The organism is Saccharothrix sp. NRRL B-16314, from assembly GCF_000716595.1.
Lineage (GTDB): Bacteria > Actinomycetota > Actinomycetes > Mycobacteriales > Pseudonocardiaceae > Actinosynnema.
The window spans coordinates 73,876-96,304 of record NZ_JNXC01000001.1 but is presented as its reverse complement, the minus strand read 5'-3'; the positions used below and the strand labels follow the sequence as shown (position 1 = coordinate 96,304).

Below are 22,429 nucleotides of genomic sequence, written 5' to 3'. Positions count from 1 at the left end.
CGGAACGGGGGAAGCCACCAGCCAGGCGGGTGATCCTCGCCTCAACGGCGATCACCGGACGTGTTCCTCGTATCGTTGCGGCCGTGCTCGCCTACTTCGGACCGCAGGGAACCTTCACCGAGCAGGCCGCACGCGGCTTCGCCTCTCCGCAGCAGGAGCTGGTGCCGTTCGACACGGTGCCCGCCGCCCTCACGGCCACCCGCCGCGGCGAAACCCAGTCGGCGTGCGTGCCGGTGGAGAGCTCGGTCGAGGGCGCGGTGCCCGCGACGATGGACGCGCTGACCGAGGGCGAGCCCCTGGTCGCGGTCGCCGAGGCGGTGCTGCCGGTGCGGTTCAGCGTGCTGGTGCGGCCCGGCGGCGGTCCGGTCCACACCGTCGCCAGCCACCCGCACGCGTTGGCGCAGGTCCGGCACTGGCTCGTCGAGCACCTGCCGGGCGCCACGGTGGTCGCCACGACGTCCACGGCCGCCGCGGCGCGCGCTGTGCTGGACGGCGAGTTCGACGCGGCGGTGAGCGCGCCGGTCGCCGTGCGGCACTACCCGCTGGAGGTGATGGCCGCCGACGTGGCCGACGTGCGGGACGCCAAGACCCGGTTCCTGCTGGTCCGCCGGCCGGGGGCGCTGCCCGAGCCGACCGGCCACGACCGGACGTCCGTGGTGTGCACGGTGCCGGACCGGGTGGGCGTGCTGTCGGACCTGCTGAGCGAACTCGCGCTGCGCCGCATCAACCTGACCCGGATCGAGTCGCGGCCCACCAAGGGCAGGCTCGGCGAGTACCGGTTCTACATCGACATGGACGGGCACGTGGCCGAGCCGCGGGTGGGCGACGCGCTCGCCGCGCTGCACCGGCACTGCCCGCAGACCCGGTTCCTCGGCTCGTACCCGAAGGCGGAACCGGGCGGCCCGGTGGCGGGCAACGAGGAGTTCGTGGCAGCGGTCGAATGGGTGAACGAGGTCCGGAGGGGGCACGGCGCGTGAGGTTGATCCTGGTCAGACACGGCGAGACGGCGGCGAACCTGAAGATGGCGCTGGACTCGCTGCCACCGGGCCCGCCGCTGACCGACGCGGGGGTCGCCCAGGCCGCCGCGCTGGCCGAGTCGCTGGCCGCCGAACCCGTGGCGGCCGTCTACGCCAGCACGGCGGTGCGCGCGCAGCAGACCGCGGCGCCGGTGGCGGCGGCGCACGGCCTGGAGGTGGAGGTCGTGGAGGGCGTGCAGGAGATCTTCTGCGGCGACCTCGAAGGACGGCACGACCGGGAGGCGTTCGAGATCTTCATCGCCACCGTGAAGCGGTGGGCGGAGGGCGACCTCGACGTGCCGCTGCCCGGCGGCGAGAGCGGACGCCAGACGCTGGACCGCTACCTGGCCGCGGTGGACAAGATCGCCGCGAAGCACGCGGACGACGAGGCGGTCGTCCTGGTCAGCCACGGTGCGTCGCTGCGGATGGCCGCCCTGGCACTGGCAGTCAACGTGGGGCCTGCGCTGGCCGAAGCGGGCCTGCTCCCCAACACCGGACGCGTGGTGCTGGAACGCGAGGCGGACGGCTGGCGCTGCACGTCGTGGACCGGCGTGGACGTCGACGCGGGCTAGACCACGAGCCGGCCGGTCCCGGCAGCCCGCCTCACGGACCGGCCGGCCCATCCGCTCGCGCGGGGCGGCCACCGGCCCCAGCCTGTCCAGCCCTGGCTCGTTCGGCCCCGATTACGTCCAGCCCGTGTCTAGCCCCAGCCCAGTTCGTGCAGCTTGTCGTCGTCGATGCCGAAGTGGTGGGCGATCTCGTGGACCACGGTCACCACGATCTCCTCCACCACCTCGTCCTCGTCGTGGCAGATGTCCAGGATCGCCTCGCGGTAGATGTCGATCCGGTCCGGCAGGACGCCGCCGTAGTCGGTGGTCCGGCTGGTCAGCGCGATCCCGTGGTAGAGCCCGAGCAGGCTCGGCTCCTGCGGGTTGCGGTCCTCGACCAGGACCACCACGTTGTTCATCGCCGCCGCGAACTCCGGTGGGATGAGGTCCAGGGCCTCGCCGACGAGTTCCTCGAACCGCTGTCGGGTCATCTCCACCGGCATGTCGTCACCTCGACGGTGTGGTCGTGATCGCGGTGGTCGACGGTTCGTCGTCGTCCGACTTCGGCGGCTTCGACTGCGACGACGACGGCGCGGAGGAGCTGGCGTTGGACTCCGAGTGCAGCGGCGCGCCGGTCGCGTCCGCCTGCTGGACGGCCGTCGTCTGCGGCGGGTTCGACGTGGTCAGCGGCGGTGCGTTCGGGTTGCGCACGCTGCCCTCCCACGCGGCCAGGACGTTGTCCACCGGTGTCGCGCCGATCTTGCAGTTCGCCAGCCGCGAGCCCGCGGCCCAGCTCTCCGGCGCCCTGGTGTCCCAGCTGACGATGAGGCCGCGGGCCTTGAGGTCGGCCCCACCGGTGTACTCGGCGGTGATCCGGTTGCACTCGGTAGCCATGAACTTGTCCTGCTGGTCCGGCGGCGGGAAGTCGCCCGGCGCCATCGCCACCACGCCGGTGATCTCGAACGTGTGCGGCTTCGCGCAGTCCACCGGGTCCGCCACCGACCTGGTCTCGGTGATGCCGAGGCACACGCCGGGGTCGTACACGTCCGACTGGTCCTTGGTCCGCGCGGTGCCGTACGCCGGGAGCAGGCCGCCCGCCGGACCGGCCACCTGGAGGCCGCAGCGCAGCGTGCGCTCACCCTCGCCCCACAGCCGCTCACCTGGGTTCAGCGGCCCGACGGTGTACTTGCCGAACGGGTCGAACTTGCCGCCCAGGTAGTCCAGCGACAGCTTCGCGCACTGCTCCGCGCTGATCTGCTGCCACTCCACGTCGTCCGGGAACGGCGCGCCCGGCCCGTGCGCGGCCGAGATGTCCGCCACCCCGGTGACCTCGAACAGGTGCTGCTGCTCGCAGTCGACCTTGGTGACGTCGGTCAGGTCCTTCTTCGTCCAGTTCAGGCAGTCACCCGCCTGAGCAGCCAGAACGGGGTTGACCGGCGCCTCGCTCGTGCCGCCGGCGACGGTCGAGCCCATCGGCCACGATGTGAAGGTGCTCAGCAGGAGGAGCAGGAACGCGCCAGCCGACGCGCCGAGCATGACCATGTGGTCACCCCGACGAAACCAGCGCGGGCTCGTGGACATCTACACCATGATGCCCGTGTCGGCCGGCGAACCGTTCGCGCGGGTGGCGTGTGTTGCTTTTGGGACACTCGTCACCCATTCGGCGGCCGATCTCTGTACCGTCCCCGCCGGGAGTGGCTGATGACTGAGAACGACAACACCGGGAACTCCGCGACGCCCGGGCCGAGCGGACCCAACGGACCCAACGGACCTGGGCAGCAGGGTGGTGGCGCGTCGCCGCCGCCCTACGTGCCGCAGGAACCGCAAGGACACCCGCAGGGACAACCGCCGGGCCAATCGCGGGGACGCGGCCAGATCCGTCGGCAGGAGCCGGGCGCGACCAAGCCCCGGCCGCCGACACTGGCCGAGCAGCGGGCGCGCGCCGCGGCGATCGAGCAGCAGCGCGAGCAGCAACTCGCGCTCGAAGCCGAGGAGGAGCGCCGCAAGAAGCTCCGCAAACGCCTGTTCATCGGCGGCGGCGTGGCCGTCGGCGTGGTCGGCGTGGTGGCCATCTGGTACGCCGTGTCCAGCCCCGACGACGTCGAGGCGCAGTGCACGCGGGACGACGTCGTGGTCGAGGACCAGTACTGCGACGACTCCTACGCGCGCTCGCACGGCGGGTACAGCAGCGGCGGCTTCATCTACATCGGCGGCAGCTCCTACCGCTACCACTACGGCGGCACGAGCACCCCGATCGGCCAGAAGGTCAGCGGCGGCAGCTACACCATGCCCAAGGGCGCGAACATCAGCACGAAGTCCGGCACCGTCGTCCAGCGCGGCGGGTTCGGGGTGTCCGGCGGAAGCAAGAGCGGGGGCAGCTGAGTGCGTCGGGAGTCCTCCACGCCCCGGCCGAACTGGCAGCGCACGGTCTCCGACCAGGGGCTCGTGTTCGGCGCGCCGGCCAAGGCCGCGGACGGCAGCCCTCGCCCGTACTGGGACGAGTCGGCGCACTACGTCTTCGACATGAGCGACGTGCTGTCGCTGGAGGCGGACGTCGAGCTGCTGCACAACATGTGCCTGGAGGCCGTCGACAACGTCGTGCTGACCGAGCGCTACCGGGACTTCGGCATCAACGAGTGGCTGTGGCCCGCGATCGCCGAGTCGTGGAAGCGCCGTGACCCGCACGTCTACGGGCGGTTCGACCTGCGCTACGACGCGCGCGGACCGGCCAAGCTGCTGGAGTACAACGCCGACACGCCCACGTCGCTGCTGGAGGCGTCGGTCGTCCAGTGGAACTGGAAGACCGACGTGTACCCCGACGACGACCAGTGGAACTCGATCCACGAGAAGCTGGTCGAGCGCTGGGCCGAGATCGGCGACCGGCTGCCGTCCAACGAGCTGCACTTCACCTGGTCCGGCGCGGACCCCTCCGGTGAGGACCACGTCACCGTGGCCTACCTCCAGGAGACCGCGGCCGAGGCGGGGATGAACACCGTCGGCCTGGCCATCGAGGAGATCGGCTGGGACGCGCTGCTGAAGCGCTTCGTCGACCTCGAAGACGCGCCCATGGGCACCGTGGTGAAGCTCTACCCGTGGGAATGGGTGGTGGACGAGCAGTTCGGCCGGTTCGCGGTGGAAAGCCTGCCCGGCACCCTGTGGGTCGAGCCGCTGTGGAAGATGCTGCTGTCCAACAAGGCGCTGCTGGCCGTGCTGTGGGAGATGTACCCGGGCCACCCGAACCTGCTGCCCGCGTTCCTCGACGACCCCGGCCTGCTCACCGAGTACGTGCGCAAGCCGCGGCTCGGCCGTGAAGGCGCGAACATCCAGATCGTCGCCCCCGGCTACGAGACCCAGACCGGTGGGGTCTACGGCAAGGAGGGCTTCGTCTACCAGCTGTTCGACCCGCTGCCCGAGTTCGACGGCTACCGGCCGGCGCTCGGCGCGTGGGTCGTCGGCGACACCGCCGCGGGTCTCGGCATCAGGGAGACCGTCGGCCTGGTGACCGACGACGGCGCGGCGTTCGTGCCGCACAGGATCGTCGAATGAGCTCCCCGGCACCCGAGAACGCACCGCACCCGTCGTCACCGGCTCCTTCACCGGCGGCACAACCGATCACATTGCACACCATGGAGGGTCAGTGATCTCCCAACTCGCGTTGGACCCCGGCTTCGGCGCCGCCATCGGCAGCGGCGTCGGCGCGATCGCGCTGTACGCCATCGTCGGCCTCGTGCTGATGGTCTTCGGCTTCTACGCCATCGACTGGACCACCCCCGGCAAGCTGAGCACGCTCGTCCGCGGCGGCGCGCCGAACGCGGTCATCGTGACCTCGGCGGGCCTCGTGAGCATGGCGCTGATCGTCGTCGTGGCGATCTGGAGCGCGGCGGGCAAGCTGGACGAGGGCCTGCTGTCGGCCCTGATCTTCGGCTTCGTCGGCATCATCGTCCAGGTGCTCGCGGTCCGGCTGCTGGAGTGGGTGACCAGGCTCGACATCGGCTCGCTGATCGAGTCCGACCGGTTCGCCCCGGCCAGCGTCGTCGTCGCCGCGGCGCACGTCGCGCTCGGCCTCGTGGTCGCCGTCGCCATCTCCTGACCGCACCACCCACCGGGCCGCCGGCGGGACGGACCACTCCGTCCCGCCGGCGTCACCCCGCCCACGGGTATGGTTGGCCGCCAGGTCGGCAGGAGCTTCCGTGGGCGTTCGCGACGCGGCGCCGCCCCCGGATTTTGGCGTGCACAACGGAACTGGACTACAGATGGGGGTCGCCGCGATGACCGAGGCCGAGGGCAAGCGCACTCACGCGCTGCTGGAGGACGTCCACCGGATAGTGGCGGACCGGTCGTGCGCGGTGCTGTCGTTCGACATCTTCGACACGATCCTCTGGCGCAGGACACCCCGCCCGGCGGACGTGTTCGGCATCCTCGGCAACAGACTCCGCGCGGCCGGGCTGGCGCCGTCCTGGATGACCGACGCCACGTTCCGGCGGATGCGGATCGAGGCAGAGGTGAAGGCCCGCAAGGACCGCGGCGACCTCGGTCCCGAGGTGTCGCTGTTCGACATCTGGCGCGCGATGCCGTCCGCCACGTTCGACCGCGGCCTGCTGGACAAGCTGGTCAAGGCCGAGGTCGAGGTGGAACGCGAGTTCACCGTCGTCGACCTGGACATGGCCGAGGTGATCCGCGAGGCGGACCGCAACGACATCCGGATCCTGCTCGTCTCGGACACGTACTTCACCGAGGACCAGCTGGCCTACCTGCTCGACCGGCCCGAGCTGGACGGGCTGCGCAAGGCGACCGTGTTCCGCTCGCACCAGCACGGCACGGACAAGACCAACGGTCTCTTCGAGATCGTCTTCAACGAGCTGAACCTCGCCCCCGAGCAGATCGTCCACATCGGGGACAACGAGGTGGCCGACATCGAGGTGCCCGCCGAGCTGGGCGTGCGGGTGGTGCACTACCGCCGCGTCGACCAGCCGCTGGCCGTGGTGCTGGAGCGCGAGGGCGAGCCGGTCGACCCGTTCGGCCCGTACGCGCCGCACCTGGACGAGCAGAACGGCGACTTCGGCATCACCAGCCTGCGCGCCAAGGTGCTCCAGGCGCACGGCGCGAACAGCGAGTCCGGCCGCGACACCGCCTGGCGCTACGGCGCCGCCGTCCTCGGCCCGGTGATGACCGGCTTCGCCGAGTGGGTCGCCTGGCGGGCGCACGAGTCCGGCACCCCCGTGCTGTGGTGCCCGATGCGCGAGGGCGAGCTGCTGTCCACGCTCGTCAACAACGCCGCGCGGGAACGCGGGTGGAACGTCGAGGCCAAGCCGATCTGGCTGTCCCGGCACGTCACCTCGGTCGCCGCGCTGGACCGCTTCGACGTCGACTCGGTGCACGAGTTCATCCGCCGCAGCTACAAGCTGTCCATCCGCGAGCTGCTGTCCGTGCTGCACCTGCGCGCGGGCGAGGTGCCCAGCCTGGCCAACGAGCTGGACACCGTGGTCGACAACGGCGACATCGCCGAGCGGGTCGGCATCGCGCTCACCGAGTCGCCGCACCTCCAGAACCGGCTCAAGGCCACCGTCACGGCGGCCCGCGAGCGGCTGATCCGGCACCTGCGCGACGTGGGCGCGCTGGAGAGCGCCGACCTGACCCTGGTCGACCTCGGTTGGGGCGGCACCATCCAGCGCCAGCTCGCCCAGGTGCTGAAGGTCGCCGACATCGACATCAAGCCCGCCGGCCTGTACCTGGCCACCGACGACCGGTCCTCGCGCGCCTACCTGGCCGGTCTGCGCGCCGAGGGCTACCTGGCGCAGGCGGGCCACCCGTTCGACATCGCCGCCACCATCGTGCGCAGCCCCGAGGTGCTGGAGCAGTGCGTCAACGCGCTGTGCGGTTCGCTGGTCGGCTTCTCCGAGGACGGCTCGCCGGTGCTGGGCCGCGTCACCGAGTCGATCACGCAGAACGCCGAGCGGCTGGCCGCGCAGGAGGGCATGCTCGCGTTCCAGAGCATGTGGAACAGCTACGTCCGGGCGTCCGGCGGCACGTGGGCCGACCTGGCCCGCCCGCAGGCCGCGAAGGACCGGCTGGCGAACATCCTGGTGTCCGCGCTGAAGGCGCCCACCCCCGGCGAGGCCGCGGTGTTCGGCAACTGGGCGCACGAGGACAACTTCGGTTCCACCATGGTCACCAAGGTGGTGCCGGACGACCTGGTGGCGGCCCTGCCGTACCTGTCCCCGCTCGACCTGGAAGACCTGGGCATGCGCGACTCGTTCTGGCCCGCGCTGCTCGCCTCGTCCGACACCGGCCTGGCCGCCGCGAGCACGGCGCTGACCACCGGGCAGCTCGACCGGAACGTGTTCGAGCCGTCCGGTGAGCCGTTCGAGACGGCCCTGCACTTCCGCACCGGGGCCGACGAGTGGGAGAGCGGCGGCAGCCGGCGCGTCCGGATCAACCGCAACGGCCTGTCGTTCGCGCGGCTCGACTTCGAGCACCACGACATCATCGACCTGTCGCTGTCCATCCCCGGCCGGCCCGCGATCGTGCGGGTCGACTGGATCGAGGTCAAGGGCAACGCCGGTCGCCGGCCGCTGGCCGAGCCGCTGCGCTGGGAGACGCCGGAGGACTTCGCCGGCCTCACCTACGCGGGCTGCCGCTGGCTCGGCGGGAACATGATCGAGTTCGGCGGCCCGGATTCGCTGATGGTGCTGCGGGTCGCCGGGCGCGCCGGCGCGCCCATGTCGTCCGGGCAGGTCACCGTCGCGTTCGCGCTGTTGCCGCAGTCGCTGTCGAACCTGTCGACCCGACCGCCTTCGGCGGCTTCCCGGGTGGCCCGGATCAGCGGCAGACTGCGCGAGGAGTACCGGGCCCGCGGGGCCACGGGTGTGGCCGCGGGCGCCGCACGGGTGGCGATCCGCAAGCTGGGAGGAACTTCGTGAACCAAGGTGTAGACGTCGTCGGCAGTCGGGAAGACCCGCACGCCCAGATCAGGGCGGCCCGCACGCTCCCGGCGATGTTGCACTCCCTGTCGGCGCTGCGCGAGCAGTTCGCGATCGTCTTCGCCAACCGGAAGATCGACACGGTGGTGGAGGTCGGCGTCGAGTCCGGCCAGGTCAGCTCCATCTACACCGAGCTGGGCGCGTCGGCCGTGCACTGCGTCGACCCGTTCCCGTCGGACGAGCTGCGCGCCACCCTGGCGAAGAACCCGGCGTTGCACCTGGTCGAGGGTCACTCCCCGGCCGTGCTCGCCGAGCTGCCGATCGCGGACCTGTACGTGCTCGACGGCGACCACAACTACGCGGTGGTGCACGCCGAGGTCACGTGGATCATGGAGAACGCGCCGGACGCCGTCGTCGTGCTCAACGACGTGCTGTGGCCGTGCGCGCGGCGTGACCTGTACTACGAGCCCTCGCCGCTGACCGGTGACGACAAGCACGAGTCGTCGGCCGACGGGCCCACGGTCTGGCACGACGAGCTGACGCCGGCGGGCCTGGTCGGGCTCGGTGCGTTCACGTGGGCGGTCAAGGCCGGTGGCGAGCGCAACGGCGTGCTGACGGCGGTCGAGGACGCGGTTGCCGAGCACAGCGACGCCGGGTGGCTGCTCGAGGTCGTGCCGGCGGTGTTCGGCATCGGGTTCCTGCTGCGCAAGACGTCGCCGGGCGCGAAGAAGATCATGGACCAGCTGCGGCCGTTCACCTCGTCGAAGCTGATCGCGACGCTGGAGGGCAACCGGATCGCGCTGTACACGCGGGTGCTCCAGATGCAGTTCGAGGCCGTCGCGCACGCCGACGACGCGGACCGCTTGGCCGAGCAGATCGCCGCGCAGCGGCACGAGATCGAGCGCCTGCGGGCCGACCTGGACCACCGGGTGGCCGAGGTAGGCGAGCTGCGGCGGTCCAACCAGCTGCTGGAGCAGCAGCTGCGCGACCCGCTCTCGGTGGCCCCGCCGAACCTGGGTTCGGCCGTCAACCACCTCGGCCGAGCCGCCGCCGCCCGACTCCGCAAGTCCCGCCGCTGACCGACGGCTGTCCGGAGGCCCGGCCCACCACCCGGGCCTCCACCACTCCGTGAGTCCTACGTTCGGAACGCGTGAGTCCTACGTTCGGAACGCGTGAGTCCTACGTTCAGAACGCCTGAATTCAACGCTCAGGATCGGCCGATGCCCGCCGGCACCGGCTCCTCCGCCACCTGAGCCCGTGCCTCCGACCCCGCGTCCGACTCCGGCACGTCCTCCGGCGCCTTCGGCAGCCGGGACGCCGTCCAGTACATGGCCAGCAGCACGACCACGGCCACCGCACCCAGCACCAGCGGCAGGACCGAGCCGTACGGCGGCTCCCAGCTGCCCTTCAACGGGTTGAGGATCGCCAGCCCCGACTGCCAGCGGGTCATCGTGTACGCCAGGCACAGCAGGTGGATCGGCACCAGCAGGAACGCCAGCAGCCGCGTCATCGACCGGAAGTGCTCGGCGGTCAGCGCCCGGTGCGCCAGGATGTGCGCGGCCAGCAGCGGGATGCCGACGGCGCCGGGCAGGAAGTACCGACCCTGGTTGAACCAGCTCGTCTGGTTGATCAGCAGGATCTCCATGCTGATGTACGGGACGAACGTACCGATGAACAGCGCCGTCATCCGCCACCGCTGCGACCGCTTGCCGACCACCAGCGCGCCGAGCACCAGCAGCCCCAGCGCGGAGAACCAGACGACGTAGACCAGGCGCGGCATGAGCGTCTCGGCCCAGCCCATCACGCCGACCATCTGGTTGGCGACGTTCGGCCACACGTCCAGGAACGCGATCTTGAGCACGTCCTTCATGGCGTACCCGTAGTCGAGCTTCGCGACCTCCGCCGCGTTGGTGTACAGCGTCCAGAACGCCGACGCGATCGTGGCCAGCACCACCACGCCGATCCAGACGCGCACGACCCGCTGCTTGACCAGGTACTTCAGCCGCTGCCACGACACCGGCACCAGCATCACGCCGAGGATCACGAACAACCACATGACGCCGCTGAACCGCGGCGTCACCAGCACGCTCGCCGACACACCCGCCAACGCCACGGCGGCCCGGTTCACGTCTTCGCGCTTCTCGTGCAGCAAGGCGATCAACGCGACCGCCAACGCGACGCCCGACGTGATCTCGATGCCGTTCGGGTTGATCGCGCCGCCCAGGTGCGCGGTCATCGGCGTCACCGCCGCGACCAGGCCCGCGAGGACCGCCCGGTGACGGGTCCAGCGGACCGCCGCCACCACCGCGAACGCCAGCATCGCGGCCATCAGCGCACCGTTGATCAGGCGCGCGAGCACGATGCCCTTCCACTCCGGCCAGAGGCCGATCGGCCAGCCGACCGTCGCGTAGTAGACCGGGTTGTACAGGGCGGCGGTGACGTACCGGCGCATGGTCGAGGTGTCGCCGCCGGGCTGCTCCGCGCAGCTCGCGGGCACCGTGACCTGCATCGGGAAGCAGCTCCGGTTGGCGCCGGTCGCGTCGTTGTTCTTGTCGAGGCTCCGGGGCACGGTGTGTCCCCGGTTCTCGGCGACGATCTCGCCGTACATGACGCCGGCCGCGCGCAGCGCGTGCTGTTCCTCGTCCGGGGGGCCGTCGAAGGGCGCGGCGAAGGCCCAGGCGGCGTGCAGCAGGCAAAAGCCGATGAAGGCGACCAGCCAAAGCCGTGCACCCGAACGTCGGTTCGTCACGGCCGCGTATCTTATGCGACTGTGGTGGACCCTCTTGCGCCAGTGTCCGGTCTCGACCTCGACGGAGCGCAGGACTGAGCCCCCGATCCCCATGTGAACGGCCCTGTCCCGACCCTACGGCCGAAAGTCGGTTGAACGTTTCGATGGGTTACCACGAGTGGCACGCCAAACCCGGCACTTACAACGATGTCGTCCGGCACTTCACGCCGGGCTCCCGGATCCTCGACGTCGGCTGCGGCACGGCCTGGGTCTCCGAGTTCTTCCCCGACTACGTCGGGCTGGACAACTTCGAGTCCACCGTGCTCAAGGCCAAGGAGCAGGGCATCGACGTCCGCCTGGCCGACCTTGAGCAGAAGCTCCCGCTGGAGGACGCCGAGTTCGACGGGGTGGTCCTGAAGGACGTCCTGGAGCACCTGCTCGACCCGGTCACCCTGGTGCGCGAGGTGCGCCGCGTGCTCAAGCCCGGCGGCCGGGTGTTCGCCTCCTCGCCGGACGCTCAGCGATGGGTGTGGAACGACTACACGCACCGCCGCCCGTGGACCCGCGCGTCGATGCGCCGGCTGTTCGAGGACCAGGGCTTCGACGTCCGCACGGTGTCCTACGAGTCCGTCATGCCCGGCACCGGCATCGTGTCCGGCATGCTGCCGGGCAAGCGCCGTCCCGCGCTGCTCCAGGCCGCCGCGTGGCTGCCCGGCTGGCGCCGCAACGTGTACGCGCTCGCGCTTCGGCCGAGGGACTGACCCGATCGCACACCGGCGTGCGTCGACAGGTGCCCCCGCCGAACGCGAACGGCGGGGGCGGCAGGTCAGCCGACCGGCGCCTGCCGGGACTTGCCGGTGCGCAGCAGCATCCGGAGCGAGCCTGACCTCGAACCGGCCTCCACGACCACCAGCGCGGTGCCGATCGCGATGCCCGAGGCCAGGATGATCTGCCACGGCGAGCCGTGGAACAGGGCCAGCAGCACCCAGTGCGCGACCGCGACGCCGACCAGGCCGACGATCATCCGCATGCTCTTGCGCGCGATGGCGAACGTCAGGTGCACCCACAGCACCGCCGCCGCCGTCATGACCAGCGCGAGTGCCGGCAGCAACGGCTTGGACGCGGCGTAGGACGGGCCGAACGTCACGGTCAGCACCCACGTCGGCATGACCCACAGGACCAGCGCCACGGCGAGCCCGGCGGCACCCGTCAGCGCCAGCGTCTTGAGCACCGCGCTCTCGGCCGACTCACCCCGCTCCAACGCCGCCGCGGCCCGTGGCAGCAGCACCATGGCCAACGCGGCGGGAGCGAACAGCGCGACCTTGCCGAGCAGCACCGCGCCCGCGTACACGGCCCGGTCGGCTTCCGCCAGCATCGCCTGCCCGACCAGCAGGTCCACGTTCGTCAGCGACGAGAACGCGAGCAGCCCGACCATCGTGGCCAGGGTGTTCGTCGCGGCGGGCGGTGTCGTGGGCGTGGGCTTCGCGGCCCGCACCACCGGCGGGAACATCACCACGAGACCGATGACGGTCGCGAGGATCATCGCCCACATGCTGCCCGACATGCCGGCGGCGAGCATGCACAGCGGCAGCAGCAGGGGCCGCAGCGCGCCCAGCGGCCCGGCCAGCGCGAACGCCACGTAGCCGAACCGCTCCATGCCCTGTGTGGCGCCGGTGAGGACGAGCAGCATGCACGTCATCCCGATCCACAGCGCCGCCAGGACCACCGGCTGCGGCGAGCCGAGGTGCAGCCGGTCGGCCAGCACCGGGCTCAAGCCCGCGATCACCGCCGCGATGACCAGGCACGCGACGCCCATCCGGCGGCCTTGCTGCCGCAGGTAGGCGGACAGCTCACCGGGGGTGCCGGACGTGCGCAGGACCGCCACGTTCCGGGTCACGGACATCTGCACGCCGTTCACCGGCATCCACGTGATCGTGCCGACCGCGATCAGCGCCGAGATCGCGGCGAAGTCCGCCGGCGTCGACACCAGGCGGGCGGCGAGCACGTAGAACAGGTAGTTGCCGCCGTGCCCGGCGAAGCTCGCGATCAGCACCAGCAGCCCGGCGCGCTTGCCGCCGTCACTCATCGCGGACACACGAGCGCACGCAAGCGCACGTCCGTGCCGGCGTGCGGCGACGGCCAGGCTCGGCTGCGCGTCAGGAACAGCAGGTCGACAGCATCGCGGGTGGGCACGCCGCTCATCGTAGGGCGGCGGCCTGGACCAGCCGTTCCAGGATCTGCCTGGCCGAGGCCCGCACGGTGTTGGTCTTGCTCACCCGCGCGTACCAGTCGTGGGTCGACTTGCGCAGCGGCTCGCCCTGCTTGACGACGTCCACGATCGCCGCGCCGATGCCCGCGGTCGTCTTGGCCACCTGCCCGTTGACGCCCGGCTCGACCAGCTCGACGGCAGCGTTGTCATCGCCCTCGACCAGGACGACCGGCGTGCCCACCGCGCACGACTCGACCACGACCAGGCCGTAGCCCTCCCGCTGGGACGGGTTGACCAGCACGGCGGCCGTGCGGATGCCCTCGTCCAGCTCCTCCTGGCTGACGAAACCGGGGGTGCGGACGACGTCGCGCAGGCCGAGGCGGTCGATCTCGGCGAGCACGGCGGCCCGGCTGGTGCCCTCGCCGAAGATCGTCGCTTCGAGGTCGGGGATGGACTCGCGGGCCTCCGCGATGGCCGCCGGCAGCGTCTCGACCCGCTTGTCCGCGATGTGCCGGCCGACGTAGACGACCCGGGGCGGTGACGTGACGGCCGGGTTCGGCACCACGTCCTCCCGCGGGTCGATCAGACCGTGGCTGACGATCGCCTTGCCGCGCAGGCCACCGGCCTCGAGGCGACGGGCGTGCAGCTGCGAGTGGCACGAGGCGAGCGGGCTGAGCTTCGCGGCGACCCACTGGAGCAGGCCGGCCACCCGGCCGACGACCGGGCCCGAGTAGGCGAGCCACTGGTCCGGGCGCCACACCTCCAGCCAGTCGACGTCGACGGCGACCTTCGAGCCGACCAGCGCGGCGCGCACGGCCAGCACGTTCGTGCTCGGCACGGCGGAGACCAGCACGGCGTCGTAGTTGCGGCGGTTCGCGCGCAGGTGCTTCGCCAAGCCGTAGGCGTACCGCAGGGCGGGACCGATGGTGCGCACGCCGTTCGCGTCGTACAGGTCGCGGTCCTGGCTCACCGCGACGATCTTGATCCCCTCGATCACCGGCTCCTCGTCCCACTGGAGGCGGGTCAGGTAGGTGACCTCGTGCCCGGCGGCGACGAATTCCTCGGCGAACTGTCGGTACAGCCGCTCGCCACCGCCTTTGGTCCACGGGAACAGGCAGTCGAAGGCAATGGCGATGCGCACTAGCGCTCCTCTGTCTGACACTCGGAGTGGTGGTTATCGTATCGGCCAGCCGTTCGACGGTCAGGCCCGGGGAATCACCCGGTTGCGGCACCCTACACAGCTACCGCAACGCCTGGGAGGCCCTGGTTACGCGGGTGGGTCGGGCAGTTATCCACAGGTGGATCCCGACGGTCGGAGCCTGTCGGTCGCGGCCGGCAGAATCAAATCAAGGGATCCCCTTGGCGGGGACCTGCGCGTGAGCACGGGTTCCGAAGGACGTCGGTCGGGATGCCGGTCGGGATGCCGAACATAACTCCGGTCACCGAGGTTTGACGGCGTGGGTCGTGGGGTGCGGCGGGGCGCGCACCACCACGAAAACGGCTGGGTGCCGGGTACTACCCTGACCTCGTGATTGACCTCAAGGCACTGCGTGAAAACCCGGAAGCCGTCCGTGCGTCGCAACGCGCCCGTGGCGAGGACGAGACCGTGGTCGACGCGCTGCTGTCCGCCGACGAGCGCCGCCGGGCCGCCATCGCCCGCGCCGACACGCTCCGCGGCGAGCAGAAGGCGTTCGGCAAGCAGGTCGGCCGGGCCAAGGGCGAGGAGCGCGACGCGCTGCTGGCCAAGGGCAAGGAGTTGGCCGCCGAGGTCAAGGCCGCCGAGGCCGAGCAGTCCGCCGCCGAGGCCGAGCTGACCGAGCTGCACCGCGCCGTCCCGAACGTCGTCCACACCGACGCCCCCGCGGGTGGCGAGGACGACTACGTCGTGCTCAAGCACGTCGGCGAGAAGCGCGAGTTCGACTTCGAGCCGGTCGACCACCTCGACCTGGGCACGAAGCTCGGCGCGATCGACATGGAACGCGGCGCGAAGGTGTCCGGCTCGCGCTTCTACTTCCTCACCGGCGTGGGCGCCCAGCTGGAACTCGCCCTGCTGAACATGGCCGTCGCCCAGGCCACCGCGGCCGGCTTCAAGCTGATGATCACGCCGACCCTGGTCCGGCCGGAGATCATGGCCGGCACCGGCTTCCTCGGCGCGCACGCGAGCGAGATCTACCGCCTCGAAGCGGACGACCTGTACCTGGTCGGCACGTCGGAGGTGCCACTCGCGGGCTACCACTCCGACGAGATCCTGGACGGGCCGAAGCGCTACGCGGGCTGGTCGTCGTGCTACCGCCGTGAAGCCGGCTCGTACGGCAAGGACACCCGCGGCATCATCCGGGTGCACCAGTTCAACAAGGTCGAGATGTTCTCCTACGTCAAGCCGGAGGACGCCGAGGCCGAGCACGCCAGGCTGCTGGCCTGGGAAGAGGAGATGCTGGCCAAGATCGAGGTCCCGTACCGGGTCATCGACACGGCGGCGGGCGACCTCGGCACGTCCGCGGCCCGCAAGTTCGACTGCGAGGCGTGGATCCCGAGCCAGCAGGCGTACCGGGAGCTGACCTCCACCTCGAACTGCACCACGTTCCAGGCCCGCCGGCTGAACGTGCGCTACCGCGACGAGAACGGCAAGCCGCAGATCGCCGCCACGCTCAACGGCACCCTGGCCACCACCCGCTGGATCGTGGCCATCCTGGAGAACCACCAGCAGGCCGACGGCTCGGTCGTCGTCCCGCAGGCGCTGCGGCCGTTCCTCGGCGTGGACGTGCTCAAGCCCAGCTGAGTCAGGCCCAGCTGAGTCAGGCCCGGCTGAATCAAGCCCGGCTGGGTCAGGCCCAGCTGAGTTCGGCTTCGCCGGCCACGTGCCGGCCGATCTCCAACGCCGACGTCGCGGCAGGTGAGGGTGCGTTGAGCACGTGCACCTGCCGCGGCGCGGTGTCGATCAGGAAGTCGTCGACCAGCGTCCCGTCGGCCCGCATCGCCTGTGCCCGGACGCCCGCCGCCGCGCGCACCAGGTCGTCCTCCCGGATCGCCGGCACCAGCCGGGCCAGGCTCGCCGCGAACCGCCGGCGGGACAACGACCGCAGCACCTCCTCGGCCCCGGTCCGCGCGAACCGCCGGGCCAGCCGCCACGTGCCGGGGAACCGCGCCACGTCGACCACGTCCGCCACCGAGAAGTCACGCCACCGGTAGCCCTCGCGGCGCAGCGCGAGCACCGCGTTCGGCCCCGCGTGCACGCTCCCGTCCAGCATCCGGGTCAGGTGCACGCCCAGGAACGGCAGTTCCGGGTCCGGCACCGGGTAGATCAACCCCCGCACCAGGTGCCGCCGGTCGCGTCGCAGCTCGAAGTACTCACCCCGGAACGGCACGATCGCCGCCGACGGCGTCACGCCCGCCAGCCGCGCGATCCGGTCGCTGTGCAGGCCCGCGCAGTTCACCAGCGCGTCCGCCCGCACCACACCGCTCGGCGTGGCCACCTCGACACCACCGCCGCTGAGGGCGCGCCGGATCGCCAACGCAGGCGTGTGCAAGCGCAAATCGTGGCCGTTCAGCTCGCGGACCATCGCCGCGCACACGGCCGGGAAGTCGATGATCCCGGTGCTCTCCACCCGCAGCGCGGCCACCGCCGCCACCTCGGGCTCGTACTCCCGGGCCTCGTCCACGCCGATCCGTCGCGCCCGCACGCCGTTCGCCGCGGCCCGCTCCGCCAACGCGTCCAGCCTGGGCAACTCGTCCGGCGAGGTGGCCACGACGAGCTTGCCGCACACCTCCACCGGCACGCCGTGCTCGCGCGCGTAGGCGACGATCGACGCGTTGCCCGCGACCGACATCCGCGCCTTCAACGACCCAGGCTTGTAGTACAAGCCGGCGTGCACCACGTTGCTGTTGTGGCCGGTCTGGTGCGCCGCCCACTGCGGCTCCTTCTCCAGCACCACCACGTCGTGCCCGCGCCGCGCCAACTCCCGCGCGGTTGCCAGCCCGACGATCCCGCCACCGATGACCACGACTCGTCGCACAGCCGCAGACACTAGTGCGGCATCACGCCGCGTACATCCACTCCAGGGTCTCCGCGAACGGGATCACCGGCTCGTCGCCGAGGGTGTCGACGAGCCGCTGCCGGCTGCCGACCAGCCGGACCACCTCGTTCGCCCGGACGAACGCCGGGTTCACCTCGACCTCGATCTCGTACCCGGCGATGCCCGCCATCATGTCCAGCACTTCGGCCAGCGAGTGCGCGACCCCCGAGCACAGGTTGAGCGTGCTGCCCGCCGGCGCGGCCTCGACCAGCCGGCGGTAGTAGCGGGCCACGTTCCGGACGTCGCCGAAGTCGCGCCAGACCTTCGTGTTGCCCAGCTCGATCTTCCGGTCGCCCCGGCGGAAGTGGTCGACGATCTTCGGGATCAGGAACTTCGGGTCCTGGCCCGCACCCGTGTAGTTGAACGGCCGGGTGATCGCGATCGGCAGCCGGTCCGCCCACAGCTTCGCCATGTGCTCCATGGCCAGCTTGCTCACCGCGTAGTCGTTCACCGGCGCGGGCGGCACGTCCTCGTGGATGGGCTCGACGGTCGTGTTGCCGTAGATGTTGGCGCTGCTCGCCAACGCCACGATCCGCGGCTGCCGCTCCGCCTCGCTCAGCGCTTCGAGCAGGTTGCGGGTGCCGACCACGTTCGACCGGTACAGGTCGTCCGCGTCGCCGTGCGCGACGAACGCGACGGCGGCCAGGTGCACCACGGCGTCCGGCCGGACCTCGGCGACCACGGCCCGCAGGCCGTCCCGGTCGAGCAGGTCGGCCCGGTGCACGACGACCCCGGGCACCGGTGCGCCCGAGCCGGTGACGTGCGCCAGGCCGACGACCTCGTGGCCGCCGCCGATCAGCTCGGCGGCGACGTGCCGACCGGTGAAGCCGGAGACGCCGGTGACCAGGACCCGCGTCGGCTCAGAAGGAGAACCCACGCCCGTTCCTCTCGATGTCGGCCTCCACCATCATCCGGGACAGGTCCTCGAGGGAGGTCTTCGCTTCCCAGCCGAGCACTTCCTTGGCCTTCGACGCGTCACCGATCAGCAGGTCGACCTCGGCCGGGCGGTAGAACTTGGGGTTGACCCGGACCAGCTCGCGGCCGGTCTCCGAGTCGAGGCCGCGCTCGGACTCGCCGGAGCCCTCCCAGCGCAGCTCGATGCCGGCGGCGGCGAACGACAGCGAGACGAAGTCGCGGACCGTCACCGTGCGGTTGGTGGAGAGCACGAACGTGTCCGGCTCGTCGGCCTGCAGCATCCGCCACATTCCGTCCACGTACTCCTTGGCGTAACCCCAGTCGCGCTTCGCGTCGAGGTTGCCGAGCTCCAGCGCGTCCAGCTTGCCGAGCTTGATCTTCGCCACCGAGTCGGTGACCTTGCGGGTCACGAACTCCTGGCCGCGCAGCGGCGACTCGTGGTTGAAGAGGATGCCGCTGGAGCCGAACAGGTTGTAAGACTCGCGGTAGTTCACCGTCGTCCAGTGCGCGAACAGCTTGGCCACGCCGTACGGGCTGCGCGGGTAGAACGACGTCGTCTCGGTCTGCGGCACCGCCTGGACCTTGCCGAACATCTCCGACGTCGACGCCTGGTAGAACCGCGCGTCCGGGCGGACCGTGCGCATCGCCTCCAGCAGGTTCAGCGCCCCGATGCCGGTGATCTGCGCGGTCGTCGTCGGCTGGTCGAAGGAGACGCTGACGAAGCTCTGCGCGGCCAGGTTGTAGATCTCGTCCGCGCCGGTGGTCTCCAGCAGCCGGATGCTGTTGCCCAGGTCGGTGAGGTCGTACTCGACCAGGTGCAGGTTCGGGTGCTGCTCGATGCCGAGCTCGGCGATCCGCCAGAAGTTGATCGAGCTCGTGCGCCGGTACGCGCCGTAGACCTGGTAGTCCTTCTCCAGCAGCAGCTGGGCGAGATAGGCGCCGTCCTGCCCGGAGATGCCGGTGACGAGTGCGGTCCGCATGACGGTGGTTGGCTCCTTGCTCTCAAATGCATCAGGCGACGCACACAAATGTTGTCCGAACATCGCGTTCGCGGGAGTGTAGTGCGGTGTGGCCGGGCCTTCATCTCGCCCGGGACATCGCCCGGTAGACGTCGGCGGTCGCGTCCGCGGTGCGCTGCCAGGTGAAGGTCTCGGCGCGCTTGCGCCCGGCGGCGGCCATCGCGGCCTGGGCGTCGGGGTCGCCGACGACCTCGCGGACGGCGGTGGCGATCGCGGCCGGGTCGCGCGGGTCGAAGTAGGCCATGTCGTCGCCGCCGACCTCGTGCAGCACCGGGATGTCCGAGCCGATCACCGGGCAGCCGCGCGCCATCGCTTCGAGCACCGGCAGCCCGAAACCCTCGAACAGGGTCGGGAACGCGTACGCGCTCGCACCGTCGTAGAGGGCGGCAAGTTCCTCGGCGGAGACCCACTCGCGCAGCTCGACGTCCCCGCCGAGCGCGAGGCGTTCCACCACCGGGCGCAACGGGTCGTCGCCGTGGCTGCCGGTGATGACGAGCTTCGGGCGTTCGGCGGCCGGGATGAGCGCCCACGCCTCGAGCAGGCCGTCGAAGTTCTTGTGCCGCATGCGGTTGCCGCCCGCCAGCACGTACGGCCGCCCGATCGGAGCGCCGGAGCGGGCCGTCACGTCGACCGGCTTGACCCCGAGGTGGATGACGTCGATGTCGGCCACCGGCCGGCCGAGCAGCTGGTGCACGTCGTCGGCGGAGGCCTGGCTGTCGGTGATGATCCGGTCGGCCGCGCGCACCGTCGCCTTGGTCAGCGCCTGCACACCGCGCGCCAGCCGGCCACCCACCCACTCGGGGTGCCGGGTGCCCAGGATGTCGTGCACCGTCACGACGGTCGGCAGCAGCCGGACGGCCGGCCCGAAGTTCGACGGGCAGTGCAGGAGGTCCGCGCCGAGGGAACGGGCCCGCGGCGCGACGGCGAGCGCCACCGCCGCCGCCCACGCCGCGCGGTTCTCGCCGGACACCGGCAGCGACACGATCTCGCCGGGGAACCAGTCCGGCGGCTGCTCGGCCAGCTCGCGGTTGCCGATGCCGACGAACCTGAAGTCGTCGTGCGCGGCGGCGAGGGCGGGGAACAGCCCGCGTGCGTAACTCTCGGTGCCGCCCTTGCGCCCCGTGTAAAAGACCAGGTCGACCGCGATGCGAAGAGGCACGGCACTCATCGTAGGCCGGCGGCCGGTACCGCCCGACGGCGTCCCCTGGCCGTGCGGAGGGCTTACCGGGGGTCGCTGCCGACCAGCTCCGGCAGCACGTCGGTCACGACCTGCTCCAGCACGGCCTCGCTGCCCGCGTACACGCCGTCCGCGCGCGGCCAGTGCACGATCAGGTCCGTGAAGCCGAGCGACCGCGCCTTGGCCGCCACGTCCCGGAAGTGCTCCACGCTGGTCAGCGAGTACACCGGGCACGAGTCGGCGTTCAGGTGGAAGTCGATCGACTCCTTGGTCCGGCCGATCCCGGCCAGCACCTCCCGGAACGTCTCCGCCATCCGGGCCACGCCCCGCCACCACTCGGTCTCGTCGTCGGTCTCCGGCCCGGTGGTGACCCAGCCGGTGCCGTACCGCGCGGCGACCGCCATCGACTTCGGCCCGTTCGCCGCCACCACGAACGGCAGCCGTGGCCGCTGCACGCAGCCCGGCGCGCTGCGGGCGTCGCGGATCTCGTAGTACTCGCCGCTGAACGTGGTGCGCTCCTGGGCCAGCAGCATGTCCAGCGAGGCGACGAACTCCTCGAACCGCCGCTGCCGGCTGCGCGGTGGGGTGGTGCCCATCACCTCTGTGTCATAACCCACACCACCGGCGCCGACGCCGAGCGTGAACCGGCCGTCGGTGAGGTCGTCCAGGGCCAGCAACTCGCGCGCGAACGGCACCGGCAGGCGGAAGTTCGGGGACGCGACGAGCGTGCCGAGCCTGATCTTCCGGGTCACCGCCGCCGCTGCTGCCAGCGTCGGAACGGCGCCGAACCACGGTCCGTCGACCAGCGAGCGCCACCCCATGTGGTCGTAGGTCCACGCGTGGTGGAAGCCGTACTCCTCGGCGGCCTTCCACTTGTGTTCGGCCATCCACCAGCGGTGTTCGGGCAGGATCACGATGCCAGTGCGCACCCGGCGACGTTAGCCGACGGGGCACGATGGGGGAGTGCAGAGACCTTCCCTTGTGGCATCCGACGTCGACGGCACCCTGCTCACCACCCTGGGCCGGGTCAGCCCGCGCACGGCGGACACGGTGCGCCGGGTGCTGGCCGCCGACGTGCCGTTCGTGCTGGCCACCGGCCGTCCGCCCCGCTGGGTGCCCGAGGTGGCGGACGCGGCCGGCCTCACCGGGTACGCGGTGTGCTCCAACGGGGCGGTGGTCTACGACATCGGCGCGGACCGGGTGCTGTCGGCCGAGCTGCTGACCCCGGTTCAGCTCGGCGACCTGGCCTCGGTGCTCGACGAGGTGCTGCCGGGCTGCTCGATGGCCTCCGAGAGCGTGGCGGAGACGGCCCGCGACAGCGGCCCGATGAACTCCGACTTCGTCGCCGACGAGTCCTACGACCACCCGTGGGACGACGGGGAGCAGCCGCTGCCCGGACACAAGCGGGCGCACGTGCTCGCCCGTCCGTCCGTGAAACTGCTGGTCAGGCACCCGAGCATGGCGTCGGCCGACATGGCGGCGGCGGTGGGGCCGCTGATCGACGGCCAGGTGGCGATGACGTACTCGACCAACGCGGGCCTGTTGGAGTTCGCCGCGCCCGGCGTGACCAAGGCGACCGGTCTGGCGGCCGTCGCGGAACGCTTCGGCGTGCCCGCGAGCGGCGTGCTGGCGTTCGGCGACATGCCCAACGACGTGCCGATGCTGCGGTGGGCCGGTCACGGCGTGGCCATGGGCAACGCGCACGCGGACGCCCTGGAGGCGGCCGACGAGGTGACCGCCGCCAACTCGGAGGACGGGGTGGCGCTGGTGCTCGAGCGCTGGTTCTAGGCTGCCGGTGACCCGCTTGTCTTGTTTGAGAGGAAC

General features: G+C 71.2%; 20 protein-coding genes. 10 read left to right on the top strand and 10 right to left on the bottom strand.

All coding sequences use genetic code 11. The annotated features are described in order from the left end of the window. Nucleotides 1-83: 83 nt before the first annotated feature. Together pheA and OQ02_RS00455 are read left to right on the top strand one after the other, a co-directional pair. Nucleotides 84-977 (top strand): prephenate dehydratase, encoded by an 894-nt coding sequence (gene pheA / locus OQ02_RS00460; RefSeq protein ID WP_156076820.1) that lies wholly within the window; start codon nt 84-86, stop codon nt 975-977. Then, nucleotides 974-1,588, top strand: a complete 615-nt coding sequence (locus OQ02_RS00455) for a histidine phosphatase family protein (protein WP_033436184.1) — start codon at nt 974-976, stop codon at nt 1,586-1,588. Before pheA ends, OQ02_RS00455 begins: the two co-directional genes overlap by 4 nt. Nucleotides 1,589-1,716: 128 nt before the next feature. Here the strand turns inward: OQ02_RS00455 and OQ02_RS00450 are convergent, their stop codons facing one another. Next, a complete protein-coding gene (locus OQ02_RS00450) occupies nt 1,717-2,067 on the bottom strand; it encodes a metallopeptidase family protein (RefSeq protein WP_033436183.1) in 351 nt (116 codons plus the stop codon). 4 nt (nt 2,068-2,071) lie between these two features. Then, nucleotides 2,072-3,145 carry a septum formation family protein gene (locus OQ02_RS00445; protein ID WP_231499813.1) on the bottom strand — a complete coding sequence of 358 codons (1,074 nt, stop codon included), beginning with the start codon at nt 3,143-3,145 and terminating at the stop codon, nt 2,072-2,074. 120 nt (nt 3,146-3,265) lie between these two features. Between OQ02_RS00445 and OQ02_RS00440 the strand changes: the two genes are divergently transcribed. The 5 genes from OQ02_RS00440 to OQ02_RS00420 all read left to right on the top strand — a co-directional run bounded on the left by OQ02_RS00440 (nt 3,266) and on the right by OQ02_RS00420 (nt 9,563). Further along, nucleotides 3,266-3,946, top strand: a complete 681-nt coding sequence (locus OQ02_RS00440; RefSeq protein WP_331281517.1) for a cell envelope integrity protein TolA — start codon at nt 3,266-3,268, stop codon at nt 3,944-3,946. Continuing rightward, on the top strand, nt 3,947-5,110 hold the full coding sequence (locus tag OQ02_RS00435) for a glutathionylspermidine synthase family protein (RefSeq protein WP_033436182.1): 1,164 nt from the start codon (nt 3,947-3,949) through the stop codon (nt 5,108-5,110). It abuts the gene before it with no gap. A gap of 91 nt (nt 5,111-5,201) precedes the next feature. Next, nucleotides 5,202-5,654, top strand: coding sequence for a DUF350 domain-containing protein (locus OQ02_RS00430; protein WP_033436181.1), 453 nt, complete (start codon nt 5,202-5,204; stop codon nt 5,652-5,654). Nucleotides 5,655-5,832: 178 nt separating this feature from the next. After that, complete coding sequence (locus OQ02_RS00425) at nt 5,833-8,484, top strand: haloacid dehalogenase (RefSeq protein WP_033436862.1); 2,652 nt, start codon at nt 5,833-5,835, stop codon at nt 8,482-8,484. Then, a complete protein-coding gene (locus OQ02_RS00420; protein ID WP_063746988.1) occupies nt 8,481-9,563 on the top strand; it encodes a class I SAM-dependent methyltransferase in 1,083 nt (360 codons plus the stop codon). The genes OQ02_RS00425 and OQ02_RS00420 overlap by 4 nt, the downstream gene beginning before the upstream one ends. Before the next feature lie 128 nt (nt 9,564-9,691). On the opposite strand, the gene OQ02_RS00415 is transcribed toward OQ02_RS00420, so the two are convergent. Then, the gene (locus OQ02_RS00415) at nt 9,692-11,233 is read right to left on the bottom strand and encodes a DUF2142 domain-containing protein (RefSeq protein WP_033436180.1); all 1,542 of its coding nucleotides are present in this window, start codon (nt 11,231-11,233) and stop codon (nt 9,692-9,694) included. A 143-nt stretch (nt 11,234-11,376) separates the two neighbouring features. On the opposite strand from OQ02_RS00415, the gene OQ02_RS00410 reads away from it, so the two are divergent. Then, nucleotides 11,377-11,973, top strand: a complete 597-nt coding sequence (locus OQ02_RS00410; RefSeq protein WP_033436179.1) for a class I SAM-dependent methyltransferase — start codon at nt 11,377-11,379, stop codon at nt 11,971-11,973. 65 nt (nt 11,974-12,038) lie between these two features. On the opposite strand, the gene OQ02_RS00405 is transcribed toward OQ02_RS00410, so the two are convergent. Together OQ02_RS00405 and OQ02_RS00400 are read right to left on the bottom strand one after the other, a co-directional pair. Then, nucleotides 12,039-13,307, bottom strand: coding sequence for a hypothetical protein (locus OQ02_RS00405; protein WP_156076819.1), 1,269 nt, complete (start codon nt 13,305-13,307; stop codon nt 12,039-12,041). A 103-nt stretch (nt 13,308-13,410) separates the two neighbouring features. Further along, nucleotides 13,411-14,562, bottom strand: coding sequence for a glycosyltransferase family 4 protein (locus OQ02_RS00400; protein WP_033436177.1), 1,152 nt, complete (start codon nt 14,560-14,562; stop codon nt 13,411-13,413). Between the two features lie 387 nt (nt 14,563-14,949). Here OQ02_RS00400 and serS point away from each other — a divergent pair, with 387 nt between their 5' ends. Beyond that, the gene (serS, locus tag OQ02_RS00395) at nt 14,950-16,200 is read left to right on the top strand and encodes a serine--tRNA ligase (RefSeq protein WP_033436176.1); all 1,251 of its coding nucleotides are present in this window, start codon (nt 14,950-14,952) and stop codon (nt 16,198-16,200) included. 46 nt (nt 16,201-16,246) lie between these two features. Here the strand turns inward: serS and lhgO are convergent, their stop codons facing one another. The 5 genes from lhgO to OQ02_RS00370 form a co-directional block, all read right to left on the bottom strand. Beyond that, nucleotides 16,247-17,434 (bottom strand): L-2-hydroxyglutarate oxidase, encoded by a 1,188-nt coding sequence (lhgO, locus tag OQ02_RS00390; protein WP_033436175.1) that lies wholly within the window; start codon nt 17,432-17,434, stop codon nt 16,247-16,249. 22 nt (nt 17,435-17,456) lie between these two features. After that, nucleotides 17,457-18,371 carry an NAD-dependent epimerase/dehydratase family protein gene (locus OQ02_RS00385; RefSeq protein ID WP_033436174.1) on the bottom strand — a complete coding sequence of 305 codons (915 nt, stop codon included), beginning with the start codon at nt 18,369-18,371 and terminating at the stop codon, nt 17,457-17,459. Beyond that, on the bottom strand, nt 18,355-19,389 hold the full coding sequence (gene gmd, locus OQ02_RS00380) for a GDP-mannose 4,6-dehydratase (RefSeq protein ID WP_033436173.1): 1,035 nt from the start codon (nt 19,387-19,389) through the stop codon (nt 18,355-18,357). Before gmd ends, OQ02_RS00385 begins: the two co-directional genes overlap by 17 nt. 100 nt (nt 19,390-19,489) lie before the next feature. Further along, nucleotides 19,490-20,587 (bottom strand): glycosyltransferase family 4 protein, encoded by a 1,098-nt coding sequence (locus tag OQ02_RS00375; RefSeq protein WP_033436172.1) that lies wholly within the window; start codon nt 20,585-20,587, stop codon nt 19,490-19,492. 62 nt (nt 20,588-20,649) lie between these two features. Further along, nucleotides 20,650-21,534 carry an LLM class flavin-dependent oxidoreductase gene (locus OQ02_RS00370; protein ID WP_033436171.1) on the bottom strand — a complete coding sequence of 295 codons (885 nt, stop codon included), beginning with the start codon at nt 21,532-21,534 and terminating at the stop codon, nt 20,650-20,652. A gap of 34 nt (nt 21,535-21,568) precedes the next feature. Between OQ02_RS00370 and OQ02_RS00365 the strand changes: the two genes are divergently transcribed. Beyond that, nucleotides 21,569-22,393 (top strand): HAD family hydrolase, encoded by an 825-nt coding sequence (locus OQ02_RS00365; RefSeq protein WP_033436170.1) that lies wholly within the window; start codon nt 21,569-21,571, stop codon nt 22,391-22,393. Nucleotides 22,394-22,429: the final 36 nt, after the last annotated feature.

Excerpts from the sequence above, each read along its gene's own strand:
- OQ02_RS00450 (WP_033436183.1), bottom strand. The coding sequence starts at position 2,067 with ATGCCGGTGGAGATGACCCGACAGCGGTTCGAGGAACTCGTCGGCGAG.
- OQ02_RS00445 (WP_231499813.1), bottom strand. The coding sequence starts at position 3,145 with ATGTCCACGAGCCCGCGCTGGTTTCGTCGGGGTGACCACATGGTCATG.
- OQ02_RS00440 (WP_331281517.1), top strand. The coding sequence starts at position 3,266 with ATGACTGAGAACGACAACACCGGGAACTCCGCGACGCCCGGGCCGAGC.
- OQ02_RS00425 (WP_033436862.1), top strand. The coding sequence starts at position 5,833 with ATGACCGAGGCCGAGGGCAAGCGCACTCACGCGCTGCTGGAGGACGTC.
- OQ02_RS00410 (WP_033436179.1), top strand. The coding sequence starts at position 11,377 with ATGGGTTACCACGAGTGGCACGCCAAACCCGGCACTTACAACGATGTC.
- gmd (WP_033436173.1), bottom strand. The coding sequence starts at position 19,389 with ATGCGGACCGCACTCGTCACCGGCATCTCCGGGCAGGACGGCGCCTAT.